General features: G+C 55.1%; 22 protein-coding genes. 8 read left to right on the forward strand and 14 right to left on the reverse strand.

Going from position 1 to position 23,694, the window contains the following annotated elements:
* Positions 1–49: 49 nt before the first annotated feature.
* From meaB to ACN0YD_RS09800, 8 genes are all read right to left on the reverse strand, one after another.
* Positions 50–985 carry a methylmalonyl Co-A mutase-associated GTPase MeaB gene (meaB, locus tag ACN0YD_RS09765; RefSeq protein ID WP_417319260.1) on the reverse strand — a complete coding sequence of 312 codons (936 nt, stop codon included), beginning with the start codon at positions 983–985 and terminating at the stop codon, positions 50–52.
* Between the two features lie 19 nt (positions 986–1,004).
* The gene (locus ACN0YD_RS09770; RefSeq protein ID WP_417319262.1) at positions 1,005–1,427 is read right to left on the reverse strand and encodes an OsmC family protein; all 423 of its coding nucleotides are present in this window, start codon (positions 1,425–1,427) and stop codon (positions 1,005–1,007) included.
* A 5-nt stretch (positions 1,428–1,432) separates the two neighbouring features.
* The gene (gene ppdK, locus ACN0YD_RS09775) at positions 1,433–4,099 is read right to left on the reverse strand and encodes a pyruvate, phosphate dikinase (RefSeq protein WP_417319264.1); all 2,667 of its coding nucleotides are present in this window, start codon (positions 4,097–4,099) and stop codon (positions 1,433–1,435) included.
* A 5-nt stretch (positions 4,100–4,104) separates the two neighbouring features.
* Positions 4,105–6,345: a glycine--tRNA ligase subunit beta gene (gene glyS / locus ACN0YD_RS09780; RefSeq protein WP_417319266.1), complete on the reverse strand. Its 2,241-nt coding sequence runs from the start codon at positions 6,343–6,345 to the stop codon at positions 4,105–4,107.
* Positions 6,345–7,274 (reverse strand): glycine--tRNA ligase subunit alpha, encoded by a 930-nt coding sequence (locus tag ACN0YD_RS09785; protein ID WP_417319268.1) that lies wholly within the window; start codon positions 7,272–7,274, stop codon positions 6,345–6,347. The genes glyS and ACN0YD_RS09785 overlap by 1 nt, the downstream gene beginning before the upstream one ends.
* Before the next feature lie 126 nt (positions 7,275–7,400).
* Entirely contained in the window at positions 7,401–8,255 is an 855-nt protein-coding gene (locus tag ACN0YD_RS09790; RefSeq protein WP_417319270.1) for a S49 family peptidase, read from the reverse strand.
* A 56-nt stretch (positions 8,256–8,311) separates the two neighbouring features.
* A complete protein-coding gene (locus tag ACN0YD_RS09795) occupies positions 8,312–9,079 on the reverse strand; it encodes a tRNA1(Val) (adenine(37)-N6)-methyltransferase (RefSeq protein WP_417319272.1) in 768 nt (255 codons plus the stop codon).
* Positions 9,080–9,088: 9 nt separating this feature from the next.
* A complete protein-coding gene (locus ACN0YD_RS09800; protein WP_417319274.1) occupies positions 9,089–9,325 on the reverse strand; it encodes a DUF2007 domain-containing protein in 237 nt (78 codons plus the stop codon).
* 147 nt (positions 9,326–9,472) lie between these two features.
* On the opposite strand from ACN0YD_RS09800, the gene ACN0YD_RS09805 reads away from it, so the two are divergent.
* Positions 9,473–10,543 (forward strand): polyprenyl synthetase family protein, encoded by a 1,071-nt coding sequence (locus ACN0YD_RS09805; RefSeq protein ID WP_417319276.1) that lies wholly within the window; start codon positions 9,473–9,475, stop codon positions 10,541–10,543.
* On the opposite strand, the gene ACN0YD_RS09810 is transcribed toward ACN0YD_RS09805, so the two are convergent.
* The 4 genes from ACN0YD_RS09810 to megL form a co-directional block, all read right to left on the reverse strand.
* Positions 10,540–11,496 carry a tRNA-dihydrouridine synthase gene (locus ACN0YD_RS09810; protein ID WP_417319278.1) on the reverse strand — a complete coding sequence of 319 codons (957 nt, stop codon included), beginning with the start codon at positions 11,494–11,496 and terminating at the stop codon, positions 10,540–10,542. The genes ACN0YD_RS09805 and ACN0YD_RS09810 overlap by 4 nt on opposite strands.
* Positions 11,497–11,498: 2 nt before the next feature.
* On the reverse strand, positions 11,499–12,155 hold the full coding sequence (locus ACN0YD_RS09815) for a pseudouridine synthase (protein ID WP_417319280.1): 657 nt from the start codon (positions 12,153–12,155) through the stop codon (positions 11,499–11,501).
* An 89-nt stretch (positions 12,156–12,244) separates the two neighbouring features.
* Positions 12,245–13,582 (reverse strand): DUF3422 family protein, encoded by a 1,338-nt coding sequence (locus ACN0YD_RS09820; RefSeq protein WP_417319282.1) that lies wholly within the window; start codon positions 13,580–13,582, stop codon positions 12,245–12,247.
* Positions 13,583–13,696: 114 nt separating this feature from the next.
* The gene (gene megL, locus ACN0YD_RS09825; protein WP_417319284.1) at positions 13,697–14,920 is read right to left on the reverse strand and encodes a methionine gamma-lyase; all 1,224 of its coding nucleotides are present in this window, start codon (positions 14,918–14,920) and stop codon (positions 13,697–13,699) included.
* A gap of 137 nt (positions 14,921–15,057) precedes the next feature.
* On the opposite strand from megL, the gene ACN0YD_RS09830 reads away from it, so the two are divergent.
* The 7 genes from ACN0YD_RS09830 (at position 15,058) to nadC (ending at position 21,476) form a co-directional block, all read left to right on the forward strand.
* A complete protein-coding gene (locus tag ACN0YD_RS09830; protein WP_417319286.1) occupies positions 15,058–15,960 on the forward strand; it encodes an MBL fold metallo-hydrolase in 903 nt (300 codons plus the stop codon).
* A 26-nt stretch (positions 15,961–15,986) separates the two neighbouring features.
* On the forward strand, positions 15,987–16,703 hold the full coding sequence (locus ACN0YD_RS09835) for a dienelactone hydrolase family protein (protein ID WP_417319288.1): 717 nt from the start codon (positions 15,987–15,989) through the stop codon (positions 16,701–16,703).
* Between the two features lie 150 nt (positions 16,704–16,853).
* Positions 16,854–17,819: a mechanosensitive ion channel family protein gene (locus ACN0YD_RS09840; RefSeq protein WP_417319290.1), complete on the forward strand. Its 966-nt coding sequence runs from the start codon at positions 16,854–16,856 to the stop codon at positions 17,817–17,819.
* Positions 17,806–18,774 carry a zinc transporter ZntB gene (locus ACN0YD_RS09845; RefSeq protein WP_417319292.1) on the forward strand — a complete coding sequence of 323 codons (969 nt, stop codon included), beginning with the start codon at positions 17,806–17,808 and terminating at the stop codon, positions 18,772–18,774. The genes ACN0YD_RS09840 and ACN0YD_RS09845 overlap by 14 nt, the downstream gene beginning before the upstream one ends.
* Before the next feature lie 234 nt (positions 18,775–19,008).
* Complete coding sequence (locus ACN0YD_RS09850; protein WP_417319294.1) at positions 19,009–19,539, forward strand: PAS domain-containing protein; 531 nt, start codon at positions 19,009–19,011, stop codon at positions 19,537–19,539.
* A gap of 55 nt (positions 19,540–19,594) precedes the next feature.
* Entirely contained in the window at positions 19,595–20,614 is a 1,020-nt protein-coding gene (gene nadA, locus ACN0YD_RS09855) for a quinolinate synthase NadA (RefSeq protein WP_417319296.1), read from the forward strand.
* 4 nt (positions 20,615–20,618) lie between these two features.
* Positions 20,619–21,476 (forward strand): carboxylating nicotinate-nucleotide diphosphorylase, encoded by an 858-nt coding sequence (gene nadC / locus ACN0YD_RS09860; RefSeq protein WP_417319298.1) that lies wholly within the window; start codon positions 20,619–20,621, stop codon positions 21,474–21,476.
* On the opposite strand, the gene ACN0YD_RS09865 is transcribed toward nadC, so the two are convergent.
* Positions 21,473–22,579 (reverse strand): phosphatase PAP2 family protein, encoded by a 1,107-nt coding sequence (locus ACN0YD_RS09865; protein ID WP_417319300.1) that lies wholly within the window; start codon positions 22,577–22,579, stop codon positions 21,473–21,475. The two genes, nadC and ACN0YD_RS09865, sit on opposite strands and share 4 nt — an antisense overlap.
* Positions 22,576–23,670, reverse strand: coding sequence for a phosphatase PAP2 family protein (locus tag ACN0YD_RS09870; protein ID WP_417319302.1), 1,095 nt, complete (start codon positions 23,668–23,670; stop codon positions 22,576–22,578). The genes ACN0YD_RS09865 and ACN0YD_RS09870 overlap by 4 nt, the downstream gene beginning before the upstream one ends.
* Between the last annotated feature and the right edge of the window lie 24 nt (positions 23,671–23,694).

Below are 23,694 nucleotides of genomic sequence, written 5' to 3' on the forward strand. Positions count from 1 at the left end.
CGCCGCGGCCGTTCTGGTGATTATCCTGGCGATGGTCTAGTTTCTCAGATCACATCAGGCTGAAAATTTCCCTGCCCCTGCTGAACGGGGATTGACCCTCCGCAAGTGTCAACTGGCCTGATGCCTTTTTCAGTCCCTCGGTGCCGTATTTTTCCCGGATCATTGTTTCGAGCCAGATTTGCCCCTGCTTTTGCCGCTCACGTTCAAGTTCCCCGGTTCGATATAGCCAGTCGGCATGATCGCTGACCGCAGTGACAAGTTCCTCTATCCCTTCGCCGCTGCTGGCGCTGAGCTTGAGCACGGGCACCTGCCATCCCCCATGTCCGTCTTCCGTTAGCCCCAGCGCCCCCGCCACATCGGCTTTGGCACGGTCGGCTTTCGCCCCCATGTCCGCCTTGGTCACCACCATGATATGCGGCACCTCCATGATCCCGGCTTTCATAAACTGCAGGCTGTCGCCGGAGCCGGGCTGGATACAGAAAACCACTGTATCCGCCACCGAGGCCACGTCGGTTTCTGACTGGCCCACACCAACCGTTTCCACCAGCACGATATCATAGACCGCCCGCATCAGGATCATGGCCGGCACCGTCAAGCCCGCCAGGCCGCCAAGCCTCTCCCTGGCAGCCATGGAACGGACAAAAATACCCTCATCCTCGGGATCGGTCACAAGCCGGGTCCGGTCCCCCAGAAGTGCGCCGCCGGTCTTGCGGCTGCTGGGATCGACGGCAATCACGCCGACGGTCTTGCCGGCCTTGCGCCAGCTCGAAATCATGGTGCTGATCAGGGTGGATTTTCCGACCCCGGGCGGGCCGGTCAGGCCAAGGACATGACCATGTGGCTTCTGCCAGGCTTTGTCCAGCAGGTCAATAACTGCGGGGTCGTCAGGGGAATGTTCAATGGCGGCAAGGGCCCGGGCCAAGGCTGACTTTCCGCCGGCCCCGAGCTCGTCGATGGTTTGGGGAAATGAGGCCGTTTTATTCATTAAACCCCCGGAATTGAGATCAGGCTTCTTTTATTTCCCAATCATAGGTCAGTTTGGCGGCCTTGGCCAGCGTCAGCGAGGCCGAGCAATATTTGGTCATGCTGAGCTCCACCGCCCGCTTCACGGCGGCTTCCTCCACATCATTGCCGGTCACGACAAAATGCATGTGAATGTCGGTATAAACCTTTGGCGGCTCATCCGCGCGGGTGCCGGTCACTTGACAAACACAATCGACAATATCCTGGCGGGATTTCCTGAGAATCATCACAACGTCAATACTGGCGCAACCACCGGCGCCCATCAGCAGCAAGTCCATGGGGCTATGGCCGAGGCCAAGACCACCCACGGCGGTTCCGGCATCCATGGTCAGGGTATTGCCGGAAGCAGCCTCACCAATAAAGGTCAGGTGACCGGCCCAGGAAACCTTTACTTCCTTTTTCATGGGCTTCAGGCCTTTTCTTTTAGGGCAGCCTGGGCGGCGGCCAGACGGGCGATCGGCACACGGTAAGGTGAGCAGGATACATAATCCAGTCCAACACGGTGGCAGAATTCCACGGAGGCCGGATCGCCGCCATGTTCGCCACAAATACCCAGCTTGATATTGCTGCGGGTTTTCCGACCGCGCTCGGCGGCAATTTTCACCAGTTCACCCACACCATCCTGGTCGATGGTCACGAAGGGGTCCTGCTCGAAAATACCGGCGCGGATATAATCATCCAGGAAATGGGCGCTGTCATCACGGCTGATGCCGTAGGTGGTCTGGGTCAGGTCGTTGGTGCCAAAGCTGAAGAACTCGGCTTCGTTGGCAATCTCGCCAGCCTGCAAGGCAGCCCGCGGCAGCTCGATCATGGTGCCAACCATATAGTCAAGCTTCTGGCCTGAGGCGGCAATAATTTCGTCGGCCACGGTGGAAACCGCGGCTTTCAGGATTTCCAGTTCCTTGCGGCTGCCGACCAGCGGGATCATGATTTCCGGCACCACCGGCTGACCGCTTTCCTTAGCCACCTGGAGGGCGGCCTCGATGATGGCCCGGGCCTGCATCTCGTAGATTTCCGGATAGGAAATACCAAGACGGCAGCCTCGATGGCCCAGCATCGGGTTGAACTCATGAAGCTCGCTAGCCCGCATTTTGAGGTCAGCCACGGACACACCAGTCACGGCGGCCACGTCCGCGAAGTCATCTTCTTCCTGGGGCAGGAATTCATGCAGCGGCGGATCCAGCAGACGTACCGTCACCGGCAGGCCCTGCATGATGGTGAAAAGCTCGACAAAGTCGTTCTTCTGGTACGGCAGGATTTTATCCAGCGCCGCCCGGCGACCGGCCTCATTTTCCGCCAGGATCATCTGGCGCACGGAAATGATGCGGTCAGCATCAAAGAACATATGCTCGGTACGGCAGAGACCAATGCCTTCGGCGCCGAATTCGCGAGCCGTACGCGCATCCAGAGGTGTTTCCGCATTGGTGCGCACCCTGAGGCGGCGGTTGGCGTCGGCCCATTCCATCAGGATGCCGAAATCACCTGAAAGTTCCGGCTGAACCGTATCCACAGCGCCGAACATCACCTCGCCGGTGCTGCCGTCGATGGTAATGGTTTCATGCAGCCTTACTTCACGACCGGCAACCCGGATCACACCTTCGGCCTGATCGATATGCAGGTGACCTGCACCAGAAACACAGGGACGGCCCATACCGCGGGCCACCACGGCCGCATGTGATGTCATGCCGCCACGGGAGGTAAGAATACCTTTCGCGGCATGCATGCCGTGAATATCCTCGGGACTTGTTTCCACGCGGACCAGGATCACATCCTTGCCCTGCTTGGCCAGTTCCTCCGCCTCGTCAGCGGTAAAGACCACGATACCGCAGGCTGCCCCGGGGGAAGCCGGAAGGCCGGTGGTCAGCACATCGCGCACGGCATCGGGATCAAGGGTCGGATGCAAAAGCTGGTCAAGTGCTGCAGGCTCCACACGCAGGACAGCTTCCTGTTCGCTGATGACCCCGTCGCGGGCCATGTCCACGGCGATTTTCAGTGCCGCCTTGGCAGTGCGCTTGCCGGAACGGGTCTGCAGGATCCACAGCTTGCCCTTCTGAACGGTAAACTCGATATCCTGCATGTCGCGGTAATGGGCTTCCAGTTTCTGGAACACATCGGCCAGTTCCTTGTACACACCGTTCATGCTTTCTTCCATGGACGGTTTATCGGACCCGGCAGCCTCGCGGGAGGCCTTGGTCAGGTTCTGCGGTGTACGGATACCGGCTACCACATCCTCGCCCTGGGCGTTGATCAGATATTCACCGTAATAGGCGTTCTCGCCGGTGGACGGGTCACGGGTAAAGGCCACGCCGGTGGCGGAGGTTTCACCCATGTTACCGAACACCATGGACTGCACGTTCACGGCGGTGCCCCAGTCTTCGGGGATGTTGTGCAGGCGGCGGTAGGTCTTGGCGCGTTCGATCTGCCAGGAGCCGAACACGGCATTGATGGCGCCCCAGAGCTGTTCATTCACATCCTGCGGGAAAGGCTTGCCGAGCTCATCCTCGGCTTTTTTCTTGAAAGCCCCGGCCAGTTCCTTCCAGTCGGCGGCATCCAGTTCCGTATCCAGGATATAGCCGTTTTCTTCCTTGTGGATTTCCAGCAGTTCCTCGAACAGGTAATGGTCAACCCCCAGCACCACGTCGGAATACATCTGGATAAAGCGGCGATAGCTGTCATAGGCAAAACGTTCGTCACCGGCCTGCTTGGCCAGCCCCTGCACGGTCACGTCGTTTAACCCTAAGTTCAGGACCGTGTCCATCATGCCGGGCATGGACACCCGGGCACCGGAGCGGACGGAAACCAGAAGCGGGTTTTCCGCATCACCGAACTTGGCCCCAACGGTGCTTTCCACGGATTTAAGGGCGTCTTCCACCTGACCGGCCAGATCGTCCGGATAGTTGCGGTTATTTTCATAAAATGCGGTACAGACCTCGGTGGTGATGGTAAAGCCGGGCGGCACCGGCAGTCCCAGGTTTGACATTTCCGCAAGGTTGGCGCCCTTCCCTCCGAGGAGGTTTTTCATGGAGGCTTCGCCTTCCGCTTTTCCGTCACCGAATGTATAGACCCATTTCGTCATGATGCTTAACCTTCAATTTGTGAAAAATCCGCCACCAGATTCATGGTGTTGCGAATTTGCGACAGAATACACAACCGGTTCTGCCGCTCTCCCTTGTCTTCACTGTTGACCGTCACCTTGTCGAAGAAATTGTCAATTGGCTGACGCAACGTGGCAAGCTGCGCCATGGCTTCTTCGAACTGTTCCGCCTCAACAGCGGCCTGTGTCGCCCCGGCAACCTTGCCGAGGCTGTTGAATAATTCCGTTTCCTCCGCCTGGGTGCCCTTGTTGGGCGCACCGTCATGGGAGGTACCGTCTTTTTTCTCTTCGATCTTGACGATATTCACCGCCCGCTTGTAACCGGCAAGCAGGTTGGCGCCGTCTTCGGTATCGAGGAAGTTTTTCAGCGCCTCGACCCGGGCCAGCAGACGCACCAAATCGTCTTCCGCCTGTCCATTTTCATCCTTGAGGGCAAAAACGGCGGAAATCAGATCGTGCCGGACCCCTTCTTCGCGCAGATGCACCTTCAGGCGATCGGCAAAGAAGTCGAGCAAAGCAACACCCAGTAACTTGACATCTAAACTTAAAACTTCGGATAACCGACGCAGTTCCTCACTCTCACTCTGCTCAGTTATTTTCTGGTCATGATGCCAAATTTCAACAATGCCATCGACAGTTCTGGTTTCAGCGCCATTCCATAGCGGAAGAATATTATCCAACTTCGCATTGGATGCATATGATTTGAGGTATTCAGACCACGTTTTATAGAAGAGTCCCAAAAGACCTAACCTTAGTTTATTTTCAACGATCAAACGGATCGCGCCCTGCGCCGCTCGGCGCAGGGCGAAGGGATCCTTGGAGCCCGTCGGTTTTTCGTCAATACTGAAGAAGCCAACAAGGGTGTCGATTTTCTCTGCCAGGGCCACGGCGATGCTGACCGGCTCGGAGGGACACTTATCACCTGGACCCTTGGGGGAATAATGATCGGCAATGGCCCTGGCCACTTCCGGGGCTTCCCCCTCGGCTTCGGCATAATATTTACCCATCAGGCCCTGCAGATCGGCGAATTCCCCCACCATGCCGGACACAAGGTCCGCCTTGCAGAGCTGTGCCGCCCGTTTGGCCTTCTCCCCATCGGTGCCGATCAACCCGGCAATATGAGCGCTGAACTCCACCAGGCGTTTTACCCGCTCACCTACGGTAAATAGATCAGCATGAAAAACAATATCTGAAAGCTTAGAGTTAAGAACCTCGAACCCTCCTTCACGAATTGTTTTCAGGTCCTGGTCCCAGAAGAATTTGGTATCGGCGAGACGGGCGCGCAGCACCCGCTCATTGCCGTCGATGATCTTCGCGCCGTTATCATCGGTCTTCATGTTGGAAACAAAGATGAATTTGTTGGCGAGCTTGCCTTTACTGTCGACGAGGGAGAAATATTTCTGGTGGCTCCTCATGGCGCTGGTCAGCGCCTCCTGCGGCACATCCAGGAACTCTTTATCAAACTCACCCAGCAGGATCACCGGATATTCGGCAAGGCCCGCCACTTCGTCCAGCAGCGCCGGATCGTCCAGCAGCTCAAGCCCGGCCTCTCCGGCGAGCTTCGTGGCCTCAACAAGGATTTTCTCCTTGCGGGCGGGCACATCCAGCACCACAAAAGCCTTTTCCAGTTTGGCCCGATAATCGGCAAAGGAGGAAACCTCGAAAGTCTCCGGCGCCAGAAAACGATGACCGCGTGTGGTGTTGCCGCTCGAGAGCCCATCAGCAAGATCAAAGCCCACGACTTTCCCATCCAGCAAACACAGCACACTATGCAGCGGGCGCACCCAGCGCAGTGATCCCGCACCCCAGCGCTGGGATTTAGGCCAGGGGAAAGTGCGGATAATTTCCGGAAGGAACTCTGCAATCACCTCAGCCGCCGGGCGGCCCTTCTTCTCGATCACCGCATAAAGGAAGGTGCCTTTTTTCTCTTCCCGGACCTCAACCTGGTCCCGGCTCACCCCGGCCCCTTTCAGGAAGCCTTCAATGGCCTTTTCCGGCGCATCGGCGCGGGGGCCACGGCGTTCTTCGGAGACATCCGGCTGTTCCGTGGCCAGCCCCTCGACATGCAGGGCCAGGCGGCGCACGGTCACATAGGCGGTTGCCTTGTCATAAGTGAGACTTGCTTCATCCAGCTTTGCCGTGATCAGGCGTTTCAGGTCGTCGGCCGCCTTCTGCTGCATGCGGGCGGGAATTTCCTCGGAGAAAAGTTCAAGCAGGAATTCAGCCATTATGCCTCTCCCTCACCGATGGATTTGAGATAGGCTTCACAGCAGGCCTTGGCCAGCGCGCGCACCCGACCGATATAGGCCTGGCGTTCGGTCACACTGATCACGCCCCGCGCATCCAGCAGATTAAAGACATGACTTGCCTTGATGCACTGGTCATAGGCCGGAAGCGGATAATATTTGCCGTCTTCCTCACCCTGGCGCAGAATGCTTTCACATTCCTTTTCCGCATCCTCGAAATGACGGAACAGCATTTCCGTGTTGGCCAGTTCAAAGTTATAGGCGGAAAATTCCTTTTCGCTCTGCAAGAAGACATCGCCGTATTTGACGCCCCCTTCAGATTCTGGCAAACCATTCCAGTCGAGATCGTAAACATTGTCCACGCCCTGGATATACATGGCCAGACGCTCCAGCCCATAGGTCAATTCGCCCATCACCGGCTTGCAGTCGAAACCACCGACCTGCTGGAAATAAGTGAACTGGCTGACTTCCATGCCGTCGCACCAGACTTCCCAGCCCAGCCCCCAGGCGCCCAGTGTCGGGCTTTCCCAGTCATCCTCGACAAAGCGGATATCATGCTCCATGGCGTCAATGCCAAGCACTTTCAGGCTGTCGAGATAAAGCTGCTGGATATTTTCCGGCGATGGTTTGAGCACCACCTGGAACTGGTAATAATGCTGCAGCCGGTTGGGATTTTCCCCGTAACGGCCGTCAGTGGGGCGGCGACAGGGCTGCACGTAAGCAGCCTTCCAGGGTTTGGAGCCAAGCGAGCGCAATGTGGTGGCGGACTGAAAGGTCCCTGCCCCCATCTCCAGGTCATAGGGTTGCAATACCACACAACCCTGATCTGCCCAGTATTTCTGAAGCTTCAGGATAAGATACTGAAAGGCGGTCTCCTTGCGGGCCGCTGCGTCTCGCGCCGAGGCTGTCATAAACCGTTACATTCCCTGTTTTGCGCACTAGCGAAATTACCCGCGGAAACTACCGAGCCGCCCCGCCCGCGTCAAGAAATGAATCGGCATTTAACAGTTAACTGTATTCTGCAGGGCGGGAAAGCCCTAGAGACCGAAACGCCCCCAGTGGGCGCGCTCATCCAGCACCGCCATGATTTCCCGGGAAACGGCGCTTTTGCGGCCACCAAGTCCAAGCAGGCTCTTGATGAAGCTCTTCTCGCCCTCGATGCGGCTGAATTTGGTTTTTTCGCCGAATTTTTCCTTCATCACGGTTTGCAGATCGCCAATCCCGTCAATGAGTCCCATTTTCTCGGCTTCGGTCCCGGTCCAGAATTTACCCGAGAACATGATCTTCTGGGTGCCTCTCAGTTTTTCACCACGGCGTTCCTTGACCATATCTTTGAAAAATCCGTGGATGTCCTTCTGAATTTCCTTGAGGAACTTCACATCCTCTTCCTTTTCTGGCTGGAACGGGTCAAGAATGGACTTGTTTTCCCCGGCTGTGTAGACGCGCCGGTCAACCCCGACCTTCTCGATCGCCTTGTCAAAACCGAAGCCGGCGGAAATCACACCGATGCTACCGATAATGGAAGCGGCGCTTGCATATATTTCCTCACCGGCCAGCGCCAGCATATAGCCGCCTGATGCCGCCACATCCTCGGCAAAGGCATAGACCGGAATTTTCTTTTCTTCAGACAGCTTGAGGATCCGCCGCATGATCAGTTCGCTCTGCACCGGTGAACCGCCCGGTGAATTGATGGACAGTGCAACCGCCTTTACCCCGAAGGCATCGAAGGCCGCCTCGATCCGCTTTTCCACACCGGCCAGATTAAGGGCCTCGCTGAACCGGCTTGAGGTGCCGATTACCCCGTCAAGTGGCAGTACTGTCACCACGGGGATCGTGTCATTCAGGAAAGGCAGGGGAAGTTTGGCAAGAAGCTCTCTGATTTTTTTAATCATTATCTATCCGTTTAAGGTTCTGTTTTTACGGTTTTCTTCCAACCGGGCGCCGTATCTTACGCGATATCCAGCATTTGTCCATGCCGCTGCACCGCCTCCGCCCGGTCGGTATATCCGCCATCGGATGTATGAACGACCAGCCCCTTTTTCAAGGAAAGAGGACCACGACTGCCCTTTCTTGCCCGCACAATAATGCGGCCGGCCTCGCTCTCGTCAGTCGCCCAGACGGGGAAAACGACAATGTCACCGGCCCGGCCCTGCAAGGCGGAGAGAATCTCGCCAAGCCGGCCAGCCCGCTGGATCAGACTGAGATACCCTCTGGGTTTTACCATTTTAAGACAGCAGGAAACCCAGTCGCCAAGGCTCAGATGACTGTCCGCAAGGGCCAGCGCCCGGCTCTCACTGGGGGAGAGGGTATGCTGGTCTTTTTCGTAATAGGGCGGATTGCTGACCACATGGTCATAACTGTTTTTTTCACATTCCGCCGGCGGATTGGCAATATCGCCCTCGAAACAGGTGATGCGGTCGGCAAACCCATTCAGTTCAGCATTCGCCCGGGCGAACTCGACATGCAACGGCTGGATTTCAAGGCCATGCAGGACCAGGTCCCGGGAGGCCTCCCCCAACCTGCCAGCAAGGCAGGTCAGGATGCCGCCGGTTCCGGCCCCCACATCCAGGATCTTCTCTCCCGGCCGGGGGACAAGGGTCGCCGCAAGATGCACCGTATCGACTGTCACGCGATATCCCTTGCGTGGCTGGTGCAGCCGGACAAGGCCACCCAGAAAGTCATCAGTTGTATATTCGATATCAAACAGATCGCTCATGGGCCGTCTTTAGCGAATTTCATCGCTAAAATCCACATCATCCGACAAACCGGCCTCTCGAATCAGGAATTTGGCCCGGGTCAGCGATTCCGGCGGCACCATGACCCGGCGTGCGATTCCGTCGATACCGCCACCGAACAGGCTGGCATGACCGTCCAGTACACAAAAAACCAGCCCGGCACCATCGAACAGCGCAGAAACTCTTGTAATTAACGCAATGTTGTCCGAAGAAAAAAGTTCCCTCACGTGATTTTGACCTCAAATAAAGACCGAATTCGGCCGATGTCCCTTGACCTTGCTACCCGGCAATGACTATTTTGCCCGGTACAAAAACGCCGGTTCCAGACGATAAAATCATTTTATCAACAGTGACCTGCATTTACCACATTCCGGATGACCGGACAGGATATCCCGGACAAGCGGGAACAAAAAGACACAGGACTGATCGTGGGTGTAGTTGTAAATTTCGAAGACGAAAAAAAGGGCGAAAGCGCCCTTGCTCGGCTGCAAAAGCTGGTCAAGGAAGATATGGACAAGGTCAACCAGACCATTATCCATAAAATGCAGAGCCCGGTGGCCCTTATTCCGCAGCTTGCCGGTCACCTCATCGCTTCCGGCGGCAAACGGCTGCGCCCGATGCTGACACTTGCCTCTTCACGCCTCTGCGGCTATGGCGGTATCCGCCATATTGAACTTTCTGCCTGTGTGGAATTCATCCACAGCGCCACCCTGCTGCATGACGACGTGGTCGATGAAAGCGACCTGCGTCGCGGCCAGGACACCGCCAACGCGGTCTGGGGCAACAAGGCCAGCGTTCTGGTTGGCGACTTCCTGTTCAGCCGCTCCTTCGAGCTCATGGTGGCTGACGGCTCTCTCGAAGTCCTGCGTATCCTGTCCCATGCCTCGAGCGTGATCGCCGAAGGCGAGGTGCTGCAGCTGGTCACGGCCAACGACACGGACACGACCGAAGACAATTATATGGAAGTGATCGCGGCCAAGACCGCCGCCCTGTTCGCTGCCGCCTGTGAAATCGGTGCAGTCATTGCCGAACGCCCGACGGCCGAGCAGGAAGCCCTGCAAAGCTATGGCCGCAATCTGGGCATTATCTTCCAGCTTGTCGATGACGTTCTCGACTATTCTGCCGAACAGGAAAAGCTGGGCAAGAGTGTCGGCGACGACTTCCGCGAAGGCAAGATCACCCTGCCCATCGTGCTGGCCTTCCGCCGGGGCAACGAGGAAGAACGCAATTTCTGGCGCCGCACCATGGAAGACCTGGACCAGCAGGACGGCGATCTGGAAAAAGCCTTCGAGCTGATTAAAAAGCACAACGCCCTGAACGATACCCTGGAGCGAGCCCGTCATTACGGCGCCATCGCCCGGGATGCGCTGGCCATCTTCCCGGACAATGAATATCGCCAGTCCCTGATTGATATTGTGGATTTCTGTATCGAACGGGCCTATTAGGCCTCTTCCGACAGCATAACCCTGATCTCCTCAAGATCCTGAAGCCGCTTCAGATCCCGGAACATCTCGTCCGCTTCCCTGTACTGATGCCGGAGATAAGTGAACCACTGTTTGATGCGGGAAGGCAGAAACCCGCCCCTGTGATCCGGCCGCTCAATGCTGGCATATCTCAGAAGGAGCTTTCGCACCCCGGCCCAGTTCATGGGCTCTTCCCCCACATTTATGACCCTGCCCAGATTGGGGAGCGCCAGCGCGCCGCGCCCGATCATGATATCCGCGCAGCCGCTTTCCCGGCGGCAAGCCTCTGCATCCGCCGCCGACCAGATTTCGCCGTTGGCGACAACAGGCAGGCTGACCTTTTCCCGTATGCGGGCGATCCAGTGCCAGTGGGCCGGCGGCCTGTACCCCTCCGCCTTGGTGCGGGCATGGACAGTCAGTCCGTCCGCCCCCGCCGCCTCGATGGCCCGGGCATTGTCCAGTGCCAGCGATTTGTCTTCATAACCGAGCCTCATCTTGGCCGTCACCGGCTGTCCTGCGGGGACGGCGGCCCGGACTGCGGAAATGATTTTATAAAGGGTTTCTGGTTCCCGGAGCAGGATGGCCCCGCCCTTGCTCTTGTTCACGGTTTTGGCCGGACAGCCGAAATTGAGGTCAACGCCGGGCGAGCCCAGCTCCACCGCCCGAACGGCATTTTCCGCCATCCAATCCGGGTCCTGGCCCAGAAGCTGAATGCGGACCGGCGTTCCCGAAGGTGTCCGGCTGCCGGATTTCAGTTCCGGACAGTATCTGTAAAACAGCGCCGGTTTATAAAGCTGCCGGGTGACCCGGATAAATTCCGTCACGCAAAAATCGTAGCTGCCAGCCGAGGTCAGCATGTCCCGCATGACATGATCCACCACCCCTTCCATGGGGGCAAGCCAGATTTTTCCTGATGAACTGGGGTTTCCGGTCATGATCAGAACGGTACCGGAGAGGTAAAGGTCACCTTCTCTTTCTTCACCGGATGAAACAGGGTCAGGCAGTGGGCATGAAGCTGAAGCCGGTCACTCATCTGCCGCACCTCGTCAGTGGCATAGAAAGGATCACCGAGGATACTGTGGCCCATCTGCTGACAATGTACCCTGAGCTGGTGCGACCGGCCGGTCACCGGCTTCAGTTCCAGCCGGGTAACGCCAGCTTCCTCCTGCTCCAGCACCCGCCAGCGGGTCAGCGCCTGTTTGCCGCGTTCGAAATCCACCATCTGCCTCGGCCGGTTGGGCCAGTCACAGATCAGCGGCAGGTCCACCTCGCCTGTCTCTTCCGCCACATGTCCGGCCACCCGGGCGACATAGGTCTTTTCCGTGCGGCGATGTTCAAACTGACGGCCGATATGACCGTGGATTTCCTTGCTCAGCGCCATCACCAATATGCCGGAAGTTTCCATGTCCAGACGGTGGATCGTTGTGGCTGTCGGGTAACGGCTCTGCACCCGGCTTTCGAGGCAGTCCTTGAGGTGGTCATGCCGACCGGGCACAGACAACAGACCGCTCTGCTTGTTGAGCACGAGGAAATGCTCATCCTCGTAAAGGACGTCGAGCCAGGGATCCATCGGTGGCGCATAATCGGGAAGCATGCTGTCTCAATACCGGTTGCGTTACTTGAAGTCCGGGCAGCGATATCATGACGCAGGCCCGGCGCGCAACAAAATATGAAGTTTGGAGCTCAGTCCTGATTGGCCTTGCGGATCACCCTGTGCAGCCGGCGCAGGCCCCAGGCAACGCCAAGCACAACAACCGGGGCCGCCCCCGCCGTCACCAAATAGGGCTCAATCGACGGCAGGAGTTTCTGCCCGCCATGGGCCATGTAATTGATAATGCCGAGCGCATAGTAGCTGATGGCGACGACGGAAAGCCCTTCCACGGTCTGTTGCAGACGCAGCTGCAACCGGGCCCGGCGATCCATGCTTTCCAGCAACTGCTTGTTCTGGGACTGAAGGGTGGTGTTGATCCGGGTCTGCAGCAGCGTGCTGGCCCGGTTCACCCGTCGGGAAAGAATCGCAATGCGGTCTTCCATGCTGATACAGGTCCGCATGGCGGGCCCAATGCGCCGTTCAAGAAAACTGGATATGGTCTGGAAGCCCTTGAGCGGTTCCTCCTTGATGTTCTCGATACGCTTTTCCACAAGCGCGTAATACGCCTTCGAGGCATTGAAGCGATAGGTGCTGCCGGCTGACAGATGTTCCACACGGGCCGCCATTTTTGTCAATCGGGTCAGGATCTCCTGTTCCCGCTCCGGATTGTCCACGCTCATCATCTTTTCGACCACATCGGCCAGTTCCTGTTCAATCTCCCGGGTCGCCTTGGAAATCTCACCGGTCAGCGGCATGGCCAGCATGGCCATCAGACGATAGGTCTCGATCTCCAGAAGGCGCTGAACAAGTCGTCCGGCCTGGGTTTCGGACATGCCCGCGTCATTGACCAGAATGCGGGAAAAGCCGTCGCCGTGAATCTGGAAGTCCGTCCAGACCTGGGCGCCGCTGCTTCCGGCCCGGGCGCCGACAACCACATTGTCGCCAAAAATATCTTCCAGTAGCTCCCGATTGCCATAATGACTTTCATCCACCTTGTCGATGAACAGATGCACCCCCACAAGGAGCTCCCCGGGAATATTTTTCAGCCATTCCTCCGGCACCACGGAAAGCGCTGTATCGCGGAAGGGGTCCTGGCCCTTGCCCTTGCGGATAAAGGTATAGCTGCAGAATTCCGTGTGCCTTTCCCACTTCAGGCGGAAGGTCCCGAAATCAAGTATCTGGTGGTTGCAGCCTGCAGGCGGCGTCGGCAGATTATAGTGGCGGCAAAGAGCGGCAAGATGCTCAAGATCAGCATTGCGGCCCGCCTCCCCGGTCAGGATGGCCATATGGCAACAACGACCCGGGCTGCTGATCTGGATATAGGGGCGGCTGTGCACCTCATTGTTGAGATCGTGCCGGGCCGGAAACTCCTTCATGAGACAGGGCGTTACCCGTGCCGGACTTGCTGCGTTGTTTTCCTGATCTGCCATAATCCGCTTCCGGTGTCTGTTTTTATACCGGTTACTATATGCAGTGCAGCATGCCCCAATTCAGCACACCCCTCAAGTGTTTCGTTTGTAACCGGTAATTTTATATGGACTACTTCAGCAGGCAGACAGGGCCTGTTCGATATCTTGCAGAATGTCTTCGACAGTTTCAAGACCGGCAGAAATCCGGACAAGACCATCGCTGATCCCGTATTCGGCGCGTTCTTCCGGTGAATAGGTGGAATGGGTCATGCTGGCCGGATGCTGGACCATGGTTTCCGCATCGCCAAGGCTTACAGCAATACGGCAAAGTTCCAGCCTGTTAAGGAAATTGATTCCGGCTTCAAGGCCGCCGTTCAGCTCCAACGCAATCATGCCGCCGGGCTGGGACATCTGTTTGCAGGCCACGTCGTACCCTTCAAAGGACGGCAGTCCCGGAAAAAAGACCTGGCTGACATTGTTGCGGCTTTCCAGAAACTCCGCAATGCGGGTCGCATTTTCACAATGCCGGTCCATACGTAGTTCCAGCGTCTTGAGCCCGCGATTGATAAGAAAGGCATTCATGGGTGAAAGCACCGCACCGGTCATATCCTTCATCCCGACCATGCGGATTTCGGTGATGGTTTCTTCGTCCCCCATGATGGCGCCGGCCATCAGATCGCCGTGACCGCCCAAATATTTGGTGGCGGAATGTAGTACCAGAAAGGCCCCCATGGCCAGAGGATTCTGCAGATAGGGTGTGGCATAGGTATTGTCCACAATGACCCGAACGTCTTTTGACTGTGCAATATCACAGACCCGCTGGATATCGACAATCCGCATATTCGGATTGGCCGGTGTTTCGAAATAGACGAATTTGGTTTTCGGGCCGATTTCCTTTTCCAGGTTGTCCGGATTGGTCAGATCCACATGGCGAACCGTAACGCCGAACTTCGACAGACCGTGACGGAAGTAGGAAAATGTGCATCCGTAGAGAGTTTTGTCTACAAGCAGTTCGTCGCCTGCCTCCAGCAAGGTCCAGAAGACGCAGGTGATGGCCGCCATGCCTGATCCTGTAACCAGGCAGGCCTCGGCACCTTCCAGAACAGCCAGTTTTTCCTCCAGCTGATTGAGTGTGGGATTGCCCAGGCGGGTGTAGATATACCCTTCCTGCTCGCCGGCAAACCGCTCACCGCCCTGTTCTGCGGTCTCGAATTCGAAAGTGGACGTCATATAGATGGGCTGGGTCAGCGTCCCGTAAGGATCGAGCGACGGACCAGGCGCATGAATGGCGCGTGTGGCAAAACCCCGCGGCGATTGACCACCGGAAAATTTACCCCTTTTCATGTCATCCGCTGCCATATACGCTCTCCTTAAAACCTTGTTTCGGCTCTATTATCGAAGCCAGTGCGTTAATCGCAAGGTTATTGACGAAGATCACCTCAACTATAATATGAATATGTAAAAACAACCTGAACAAAGAAATAATTATCCGGATCATGTTGAAGTTTGATAAAAATTTTTCTCCTGAATATGGTGAGTGCGTCGCCCTGAGCCCTCTTGTCCGGCGAATCGTGGCCCAGAATCCCTCTCCCTTTACCTTTCACGGTACAGGCACCTATATTGTGGGCCCGGAAAATGACAGCTCTGCCGGGCTTGCCGTCATCGATCCCGGCCCGGCCATGCCCAGCCACCTGCATGCCCTGGAAAAATATCTGGACGGCAAAAAGGTCAGCCATATTTTCGTAACCCATAATCACATGGATCACAGCCCGGCATCACATTCTCTTCAGCAACTTACCGGGGCAAAAATCCTTGCCTTTCCCGTCGACGGCCAGACATATTCCGACAATCATACGGAAGAAGGCCTGGACAAAGACTTCCGGCCGGACGAGGAACTGGCAGACGGGGAAGTTGTTCACGGTGACGGATGGACACTGGAAGCCGTGCATACGCCCGGCCATTTGTCCAATCACCTCTGTTTCGCCCTGCACGAGGAAAAGGCGCTTTTTTCCGGCGACCATGTCATGGGCTGGTCCACATCCGTAGTCAGTCCGCCGGACGGGCATATGGGGGATTATCTGCAAAGTCTGGATCAGCTTCTGGTCCGGGAGGATAAAATTTATTATCCCACACACGGCAATCCGATCACCGATCCCGAACCTTTTGTGGAAGCCCTGCTTGAACATCGCCGACAGAGAGAAGAACAGATTATTCAGGTCATCAGGTCGGGTGCACAAACCATTCCCGATATGGTAGATATTATATATGCGGATGTCCCCAGCTACCTTCACCCTGCGGCCGCCAGGTCGGTTCTCGCTCACCTGATTCACATGGTGGAAACGAAGCGCCTTAAATGTGAGGGAGATCCCGGGGTCCACAACATATATAAAATGATATAGATGCAGATAAATGGAGAAACAGGAAAATGATCAAGACTGAAACCATTACCTACGACGGTCCGGGTGGCACCTATGAAGGAACCATCAGTTATGATGACTCCCTTGACGGTCCCCGTCCCGGCATTCTTGTCTCCCATGCCTGGATGGGACAGGGATCATTCGAAACGGAACAAGCGGAAAAGCTTGCCGGACTGGGGTATGTGGGCTTTGCCCTCGATCTCTACGGCAAAGGCGTTCGGGCTAATGATAAAGACAAAGCAGCCGAGCTGATGAATACGGTGGCTTCTGATCACGAGGCTCTTGTCTCAAGGCTGCATTATGCTCTTGAACTCCTTAAAGAACACCCCCTTGTGGATGGTGATAGAACAGCCGCCATTGGGTATTGTTTCGGCGGCAAATGTGTCCTCGACCTGGCCCGTAGCGGCGCCGCTACCCTGGGGGTTGTCAGCTTCCACGGCATCCTGAATGCGCCGGGCGTCACCGGTGAACCCGCCATCAATGCCAAGGTGCTTGCCCTTCATGGCTGGGATGACCCGATGGTACCACCGGAACAGGTTGTTGCCTTTAACAAGGAAATGACCGAGCGTGGCGCCGACTGGCAACTTCATGCCTATGGCCATACCATGCATGCCTTCACCAACCCCGAAGCCAATGACCCTGATTTCGGCACCGTCTATCAGGCCGACGCGGACCGGCGGTCCTGGCAGGCCATGGAAAATTTCTTTGCCGAGATTTTTGCCTGAGTTTATTCAGGAAAACCGGATAGGCTATAAAACGTTTCCCGGCCGGGGCTTTTTGCTCCGGCCTTTTGTATCTGGTCCCCGAAATTTCGTGTTTCAGAGAACTGTCAAATCGACTAGGATGGCAAAAACAATAACCATTCCGGAGCCTGCATGTCTTCATTGATCACAAAAATTCTGAAACCTTCCGGATGGATTTCATCCGGACTGATCGGCATTCTTTTTGCGTCGATTATTCTGGCAGGCTCCCTCGGTTATCTTGAACCATTGAAAGCGTTTCTGGAACGACCGGAATTTGTGTTTGCTGTCGGTAGCTACGAAATTTCCATCTATATGGTCCTGAAAGCCGTAATTATCCTGTTTGTGATTTTCTGGATCACAGCAGCCCTTTCCAGCTTTGGGGAAAAACGCATCGATACATTGCAGAATTTCGGCGCAAGTTCACGAAGCCTGCTGATCAAGGCCTTTCAGACCCTGCTCTATTTTCTGGCGTTTCTTCTGGCCCTCGACATCATGGGCATTGACCTGACTGCCCTCACCGTCCTTGGCGGCGCAGTCGGCATCGGCATTGGTTTCGGCCTTCAGAAAATCACCTCCAATTTCATCAGCGGTATTATTCTGCTGTCGGAAAAATCCATCGAAATAGACGACCTGATTGAACTGGATAGTGGCATCTTCGGGTTTGTCCGGCAGACTTCGGCCCGGTATACCCTGGTGGAAACCTTTGACGGCAAGGAAATCATGATCCCCAACGAGGATTTTATCACCAACCGGGTAACCAACTGGACTTTTACAAATACCAGCGGACGCATTGAAATCATTGTCGGTGTTTCTTACAAGTCAGATATCCATCTGGCCCGGGATCTGATCCTTGCAGCCGCGCGGGAGCATCCCGACTGCATGGAGACGCCGGAACCCGTCTGTTTCCTCGAGGAATTTGCCGACAGCAGTGTCAATTTCACCCTTTATTTCTGGATCGCAGACATTACCACCGGTCGTAAAAAGCCACGAAGCGAAGTCATGTATGCCATCTGGGACAAATTCAAGGCCAACAACATTGAAATACCTTTCCCGCAACGGGATGTGCACATGATCGGAGCGGAAAATGCCGCAAAGTGAATTAAAACAGAATGACTTTATCCTGCATCATGTGGAATGGGAACTTCCGGCGGCAGAAGGAGAGCCCGGTGCAGAAAGTCAAAAACTGTCCTGGTTTCATCTTGATGCCCGCAATCCCGAAACACTTAAATGGCTGACAGAAAGGCCTTCGGTGGACGACCTAACGGCGAGCATCCTATGTGCCGAAGAAACCCGTCCCCGTTACCTGGACATTCATAACGGCATCCTGCTCATTTTGCGTGGCGTCAACCTGAATGAAAAGGCTGATCCGGAAGACATGATTTCCATCCGGCTCTACGTGGACAAGAACCAGATCATCACTTGTCAGCTTCGCAGTCTGAAAACCATTTCTGACCTGAAGGACAGGTTTCCCAAGGATAAACCACCTCAATCCGCCGCTCACTTTCTGACGCAACTCATCAAAACACTCGGGGACCGGATGGCAGGAACGTTGAGCCATCTGTCAGACGTTACCGACCTGCTTGAAGAAGAAGTCATTGAAAATCCGTCGCACAGGTTAAGAACAGATATTATCCATCTGCGCAAACAAGCCATCACTTTCCGGCGCTACCTTGCCCCTCAGAAGGATGCCCTGGCCCGATTGCTGGGTAATGACAGCCTGCTTTTCACCCCCAAGGACAGGCGCCGTTTTCAGGAAGGGTATGATCAGATGTTCAGATATCTGGAAGATCTTGATGCCATAAGGGAGAGGTGCCAGGTCATTCAGGATGAACTTGGCAACACACTTGCCGAGAAGCTCAACAGCCGGCTCTATCTGCTTTCCCTCGTCACGGGCATCTTCCTGCCGCTTGGATTTCTCACCGGGCTATTCGGCATTAATATCGGCGGCCTGCCCGGTGTCGACACCCCAACAGCCTTCTGGGTGTTTGTCAGTTCTATGGGTCTGGTCATCGTCTTTCAACTTTTGCTCTTCCGGATATTCAAATGGTTTTGATGAGTCTGTTTGAATTTTGAATATACGTGGGGACACAAAGGTTCAGGTCCCCTGGGGTCAGTTCCATTATATGGATTTTCATATATTAGATATATCTTCAAATAATTGTAATAACAGTACAAATGTGCTATTTAATGATAGGCTAATGTGGCGTATATAATGCCCTTACCGGTGCATAGCTGGATAGTCAAATGCTCAGATGTGTACTATTAATGATGTATAGCGGAACCAAAAATGACTGACCCAAACAATCACGGGCTTTCTTCCGCTGCTCAGAGGCAACTGTTAGAGTACTGGCAAAAAATATGTCGGGAAAGGCGAATGCCAACACGGCAGGACCTGAACCCCCTGGCAATCAAAGAATTGCTGCCCGGCATTTGCATGTATGATGTAATCAGAGAGAAAAAACTCGGAAGCGACTACCTGAACTTTAAGGCACGGCTGGTAGGCACAGATATTGTCGATACCATTGGCAAAGACTTTACCGGAAGCCTTACAGGAGAAACTCATAACGGCCCCTCATGCGGGCTGTCAGGCGTTGAACGGACTCTTGCCAAAGTAACCAGGCACTGCACGACGGCCTATGAAACCTGCTTCATGGACTGGCCGGACAAAAATTATCGGCGATTTTCTTTCATCGCTATGCCCTTGAGCCTCAATGGTGAAGTTGAACAAGCCGACATTATCCTGCTGGGCGTACACTTCTTCGGATATGAAGAAGAAATTGCCCGCTCCTCCGACCATTTATTGCCTTGCCAAGCTTGAAAGCAGCCGCTAAACCACCATGTTTAAGAGGCTGAAAATTCAAGCGGGGTGAAGCATGTCCATACCGTTAAATATCCGACCCACCGGAGAGGCAAAAAAGACTGACGAGGAACTGATCGAAGAGATCAACCGCCTTCGCAAGGAAAAGAATGCGGTTATTCTGGCCCACTATTACCAGGATCCTAAGATTCAGGACCTGGCCGATTTTGTCGGCGATAGCCTGGATCTTTCTCGCAAAGCCGCCGCTACCGATGCCGATGTGATTGTCTTTTGCGGTGTTCGCTTCATGGCCGAAGTGGCCAAAATCCTGAGCCCGGACAAGAAAGTCATCCTGCCGGATATGGACGCCGGCTGCTCTCTCGAAGACAGCTGCCCGCCTGAGGATTTCGCTGAATTCCGGAAAAAATACCCGGATCACCTGTGCCTCACCTATATCAACTGTTCAGCTGCTGTGAAGGCACTATCCGATATTATCGTGACCTCTTCCAATGCGGAATATATCATCAACCAGATCCCTGAAGACCAGCCTTTGATCCTGGCGCCGGACAGGCACCTCGGCGCCTATCTGGCCAAGAAATCCGGCCGGGACATGGTGCTCTGGCCGGGAAGCTGCATTGTGCATGAACGTTTCTCCGAACAGGAACTTATCAAGCTCAAGGCAAAGCATCCCGATGCCCCGGTAGCCGCCCACCCGGAATGTCCGGAACATATCCTGCGCCATGCGGATCATGTAGGCTCCACGTCCTCAATCCTGAAATTTGTGCTTGAGAACGACGCGCAGAAATTCATCATTGCCACCGAGCCGCATATCATTCACCAGATGGAAAAGAATGCACCGGGCAAAACCTTTATCGGCGCCCCGGGCGCTGACGGTGAATGCAACTGCAATGACTGCCCCTTCATGGCGCTCAACACACTGGAAAAACTGGCGGCCTGCATGGAAAACCTGAGCCCGGAAATTCATGTGGACGAGGAAACCAGACAGAAGGCCCTTGCGCCCCTGAACAAGATGCTGGAAATGTCACCGCCGGTCCCCAGGGACCAGCGCCCGCCAACCTCCGGCCGGGCCTACTGATCCGATGACTACAGACTTTCCCCTCTTCAAGGAAGAGCTGCGCCAGTTCATCAAAAATGCGCTTGATGAAGACGTGGGCCGTGGCGACATTACCACCATGGCCACTATCCCGGCCGACCAGAAGCTGGGCGCAGCACTTAACAGCCGTGAAAATCTGGTGATTGCCGGCATGCCCATCGCCGTGGAAATATTCAAGACGCTGGATCCACTTGTGGATATCGAAATCCTGGCCAGTGACGGCGTTGAAGTCACCGCCGGCAACTGCATTCTGAAACTGCACGGCAACGCCCGCAAAATGCTGACGGCTGAACGCAGTGCGCTCAACATCCTGCAACATCTTTCCGGTATTGCCACCCTGACCCGCGAATATGTCCGGGAAATAGAAGGCACCGGATGCACTCTTCTGGACACCCGCAAAACCATTCCGGGGTACCGAAAGCTGGCAAAATATGCGACCCGGCTCGGCGGCGCCCGGAACCACCGCATGCGGCTGGATGACGGCATCCTGATCAAGGATAATCATATCGCCCGGATCGGCAGCATTGCCGCCGCTATCGAGGCTGCCATAGCCTTTGACGGTTCCGCCAGCACCATCGGCATAACGGTGGAATGCGACACGCTTGAGCAGGCTGAAGATGCGGTGAAGGCCGGCGCAGACAGGCTGCTCCTGGACAATATGACGCTGGATCAGCTGCGTGAAGCCGTGTCCCGTTATAAAGGAACAGTGGAGCTCGAAGCTTCAGGAGGTGTTCGACTGGACACCATCCGCGCCATCGCCGAGACTGGCGTGGATTTCGCATCAGTTGGCCGCATCACCCAGTCCGCCCCCGCGGTGGATATCGGCATGGACTATCTGGACTAGGCGGCTTCGGCCGCCCGGGCCACACTGTAGCGGTCCACCAGCCAGCCGGAGAACCGCCAGATCATCCAGGTCCCGATCATTGAAACATAGCCGTCCAGGGCATAGTGCCAGCCCAGATGCACGGAACCGATCTGGATTATCACCAGATAGGCGAGAAAAATATACCCAAAGAGCTTGCCGAAAGTTCTGCCGGACAGGTAAAGCAGCATGGCAAAGGACACATGCATGCTCGGCATGGCGGTAATGCCGCTCCCGATTCCCAGATAATCATCTGTATAATAATACCACAGCACGGCTTGATAGTTGAGCGCCGTCAGACCGTAAGACTGCGGCGTGTTACCGATAGTGGCGGAAATTTCCCGAAGCCGTTCCATCAGCGGAGCATAGACATCCGGACCGTCAACCACACTGCCGTAAAAACAAGGTCCCGCAGAGGACAAGGCAATGGCCAGGAACGACCCCAGCAATACCCAGCACAAACCGTAGGCGACAAGATACTGGTGATGCAGTTTCCCGAGCTTGTAATTGATGATCATCCAGACAGTATTGACCAGCAGGGCGAGGAACCACATGCGATAGCAGAAATCAATTAAAGTTGTGGCCGTCACACTTCCAAACAGGGCATGAGTAATTTCCCAGGGGTTATAGCCGAAATGCAATATCTGATCGAGCTTATAGAAGGTCTGATCCAGATAGAAGGGATTGACCTGGGGAAGGATGGTTTTGAGACTGCTGAAAATTGACATCAAAACCGTCACAAGCACAAAGGGGATCAGTATCTTGACCATGGAAGATGGCTTCAACCAGTCATCATAGAGCTCCTGGTAGGCCTCCTCCGACAGAGCATCACCGCGATTTGCGGCAAAGTGAGACACTGCCTTGACGAGCAGAATAGCCAGGAAAACCAGATAATAGGGTGCCTTGTAAATTCTGTAGCTGACATAACCTGCCATATCGTAGAAAGCCGTCAGCAGATTGGCCGTCAGAACATACAGGAGAAATATCAGAATAAACGGCATGTAGGTTTGCACAACACCCCGGACTGTTTCCTGATTGAAACTGTTTGACTTTGCCCTCGCCAGCTTCAGTACCAAACTATTCATTCTTCCCCCTCCGTTACAGAAACAAACATTAGCCAGCCGGAAAACCTCCAGATCGCCCAGGTGGCAATTATTGAAAAATAGCCGTCAATGGCATAATGCCAGCCCAGATGTACTGAACTGACCTGGATAATCACCAGAAAGGCCAGGAAAAACCATCCCGCAAAACGGTTCATTTCCCGCGCCGACAAATAAAGCAACATGGCCACCGCCACATGCAGGCTCGGCATGGCGGAAATTCCGCTACCGGCCCCCAGTTCACCATTCTGGTAGTAAGCCAGAAGCTGACGCTGAAGATCGCGGGATTCCAGTTGGAAAAATCCTCCGGCGGCCTTGAGTTCGTCATAGTAGATACCCAGCTTGTCCATCAGTGGCAGGAAAAGGTCATTTCCGGGCAGAACCACACCATAGTAACAGGGACCTGCAGAGGACATCAGAATGGCCCCCAGATTACCGAGCAGGAACCAGACCAGCAAAAAAGCGCACAGGAACTGCACCCGGGCGTGCCCGAGCGAGACGTTCACCACCTGCCAGAGAACAAAAATAAACATCAGCAGAAACCAGAGCTTGTAGCAGAAGTCCATAATTCCGGCGGCCAGTGCACCCGAGAAAACGGAATGGGTAATCACCCAGGGATCAATACCGAAATGCAGCATCCTGTCCAGATCGGCAAAGGTCTGGTCCAGATCAAAGCTGTGGATTTCGGGAATAACCGTTTTCAGGGAGGAAAACAGGGATATGAAAGGCGGCAAGAAAAGGATCGGCACCAGAAAAGCCAGCAGATAGTCCGCATTCAGCCAGCCTGCCCGGAAGTCAGCCAACATACGCGCCTTGCTTTTCTCTTCCGGATCATAGCCGGAAAACCTGACCAGATAACTGATCAGCTTGGCAAACACAATCACGCCAAGCGCCATATACATGGGCTCCGCATAGAGATTGAGCGACAGATAATCCGACAGGCCGTGATAACTCAACAGGCCCCATACGGTCAGCGCCTGCATCAGAAAAATCAACAACAGAAGCCGGTGCCGGGACAGATTGTCCCGATCCAGATCAAGTCTGATATTGAATTTTTCTAAAACGGCCTGGACCATCACTCACCTTTCTTCTGCCGGAAA

Origin of the sequence: Emcibacter sp. (genome assembly GCF_048269205.1) — a bacterium.
GTDB lineage: Bacteria > Pseudomonadota > Alphaproteobacteria > Sphingomonadales > Emcibacteraceae > Emcibacter.

What these genes read in the sequence shown, in the direction of transcription:
- ACN0YD_RS09790 (WP_417319270.1), bottom strand. Translation starts at nt 8,255, where the DNA reads ATGATTAAAAAAATCAGAGAGCTTCTTGCCAAACTTCCCCTGCCTTTC.
- ACN0YD_RS09805 (WP_417319276.1), top strand. Translation starts at nt 9,473, where the DNA reads ATGACCGGACAGGATATCCCGGACAAGCGGGAACAAAAAGACACAGGA.
- ACN0YD_RS09830 (WP_417319286.1), top strand. Translation starts at nt 15,058, where the DNA reads ATGTTGAAGTTTGATAAAAATTTTTCTCCTGAATATGGTGAGTGCGTC.
- ACN0YD_RS09865 (WP_417319300.1), bottom strand. Translation starts at nt 22,579, where the DNA reads ATGAATAGTTTGGTACTGAAGCTGGCGAGGGCAAAGTCAAACAGTTTC.
- ACN0YD_RS09785 (WP_417319268.1), bottom strand. Translation starts at nt 7,274, where the DNA reads ATGACAGCCTCGGCGCGAGACGCAGCGGCCCGCAAGGAGACCGCCTTT.
- megL (WP_417319284.1), bottom strand. Translation starts at nt 14,920, where the DNA reads ATGGCAGCGGATGACATGAAAAGGGGTAAATTTTCCGGTGGTCAATCG.
- ACN0YD_RS09850 (WP_417319294.1), top strand. Translation starts at nt 19,009, where the DNA reads ATGACTGACCCAAACAATCACGGGCTTTCTTCCGCTGCTCAGAGGCAA.
- nadA (WP_417319296.1), top strand. Translation starts at nt 19,595, where the DNA reads ATGTCCATACCGTTAAATATCCGACCCACCGGAGAGGCAAAAAAGACT.
- glyS (WP_417319266.1), bottom strand. Translation starts at nt 6,345, where the DNA reads ATGGCTGAATTCCTGCTTGAACTTTTCTCCGAGGAAATTCCCGCCCGC.
- nadC (WP_417319298.1), top strand. Translation starts at nt 20,619, where the DNA reads ATGACTACAGACTTTCCCCTCTTCAAGGAAGAGCTGCGCCAGTTCATC.
- ACN0YD_RS09870 (WP_417319302.1), bottom strand. Translation starts at nt 23,670, where the DNA reads ATGGTCCAGGCCGTTTTAGAAAAATTCAATATCAGACTTGATCTGGAT.
- ACN0YD_RS09835 (WP_417319288.1), top strand. Translation starts at nt 15,987, where the DNA reads ATGATCAAGACTGAAACCATTACCTACGACGGTCCGGGTGGCACCTAT.
- ACN0YD_RS09845 (WP_417319292.1), top strand. Translation starts at nt 17,806, where the DNA reads ATGCCGCAAAGTGAATTAAAACAGAATGACTTTATCCTGCATCATGTG.
- meaB (WP_417319260.1), bottom strand. Translation starts at nt 985, where the DNA reads ATGAATAAAACGGCCTCATTTCCCCAAACCATCGACGAGCTCGGGGCC.
- ppdK (WP_417319264.1), bottom strand. Translation starts at nt 4,099, where the DNA reads ATGACGAAATGGGTCTATACATTCGGTGACGGAAAAGCGGAAGGCGAA.
- ACN0YD_RS09795 (WP_417319272.1), bottom strand. Translation starts at nt 9,079, where the DNA reads ATGAGCGATCTGTTTGATATCGAATATACAACTGATGACTTTCTGGGT.
- ACN0YD_RS09820 (WP_417319282.1), bottom strand. Translation starts at nt 13,582, where the DNA reads ATGGCAGATCAGGAAAACAACGCAGCAAGTCCGGCACGGGTAACGCCC.
- ACN0YD_RS09815 (WP_417319280.1), bottom strand. Translation starts at nt 12,155, where the DNA reads ATGCTTCCCGATTATGCGCCACCGATGGATCCCTGGCTCGACGTCCTT.
- ACN0YD_RS09840 (WP_417319290.1), top strand. Translation starts at nt 16,854, where the DNA reads ATGTCTTCATTGATCACAAAAATTCTGAAACCTTCCGGATGGATTTCA.
- ACN0YD_RS09770 (WP_417319262.1), bottom strand. Translation starts at nt 1,427, where the DNA reads ATGAAAAAGGAAGTAAAGGTTTCCTGGGCCGGTCACCTGACCTTTATT.
- ACN0YD_RS09810 (WP_417319278.1), bottom strand. Translation starts at nt 11,496, where the DNA reads ATGACCGGAAACCCCAGTTCATCAGGAAAAATCTGGCTTGCCCCCATG.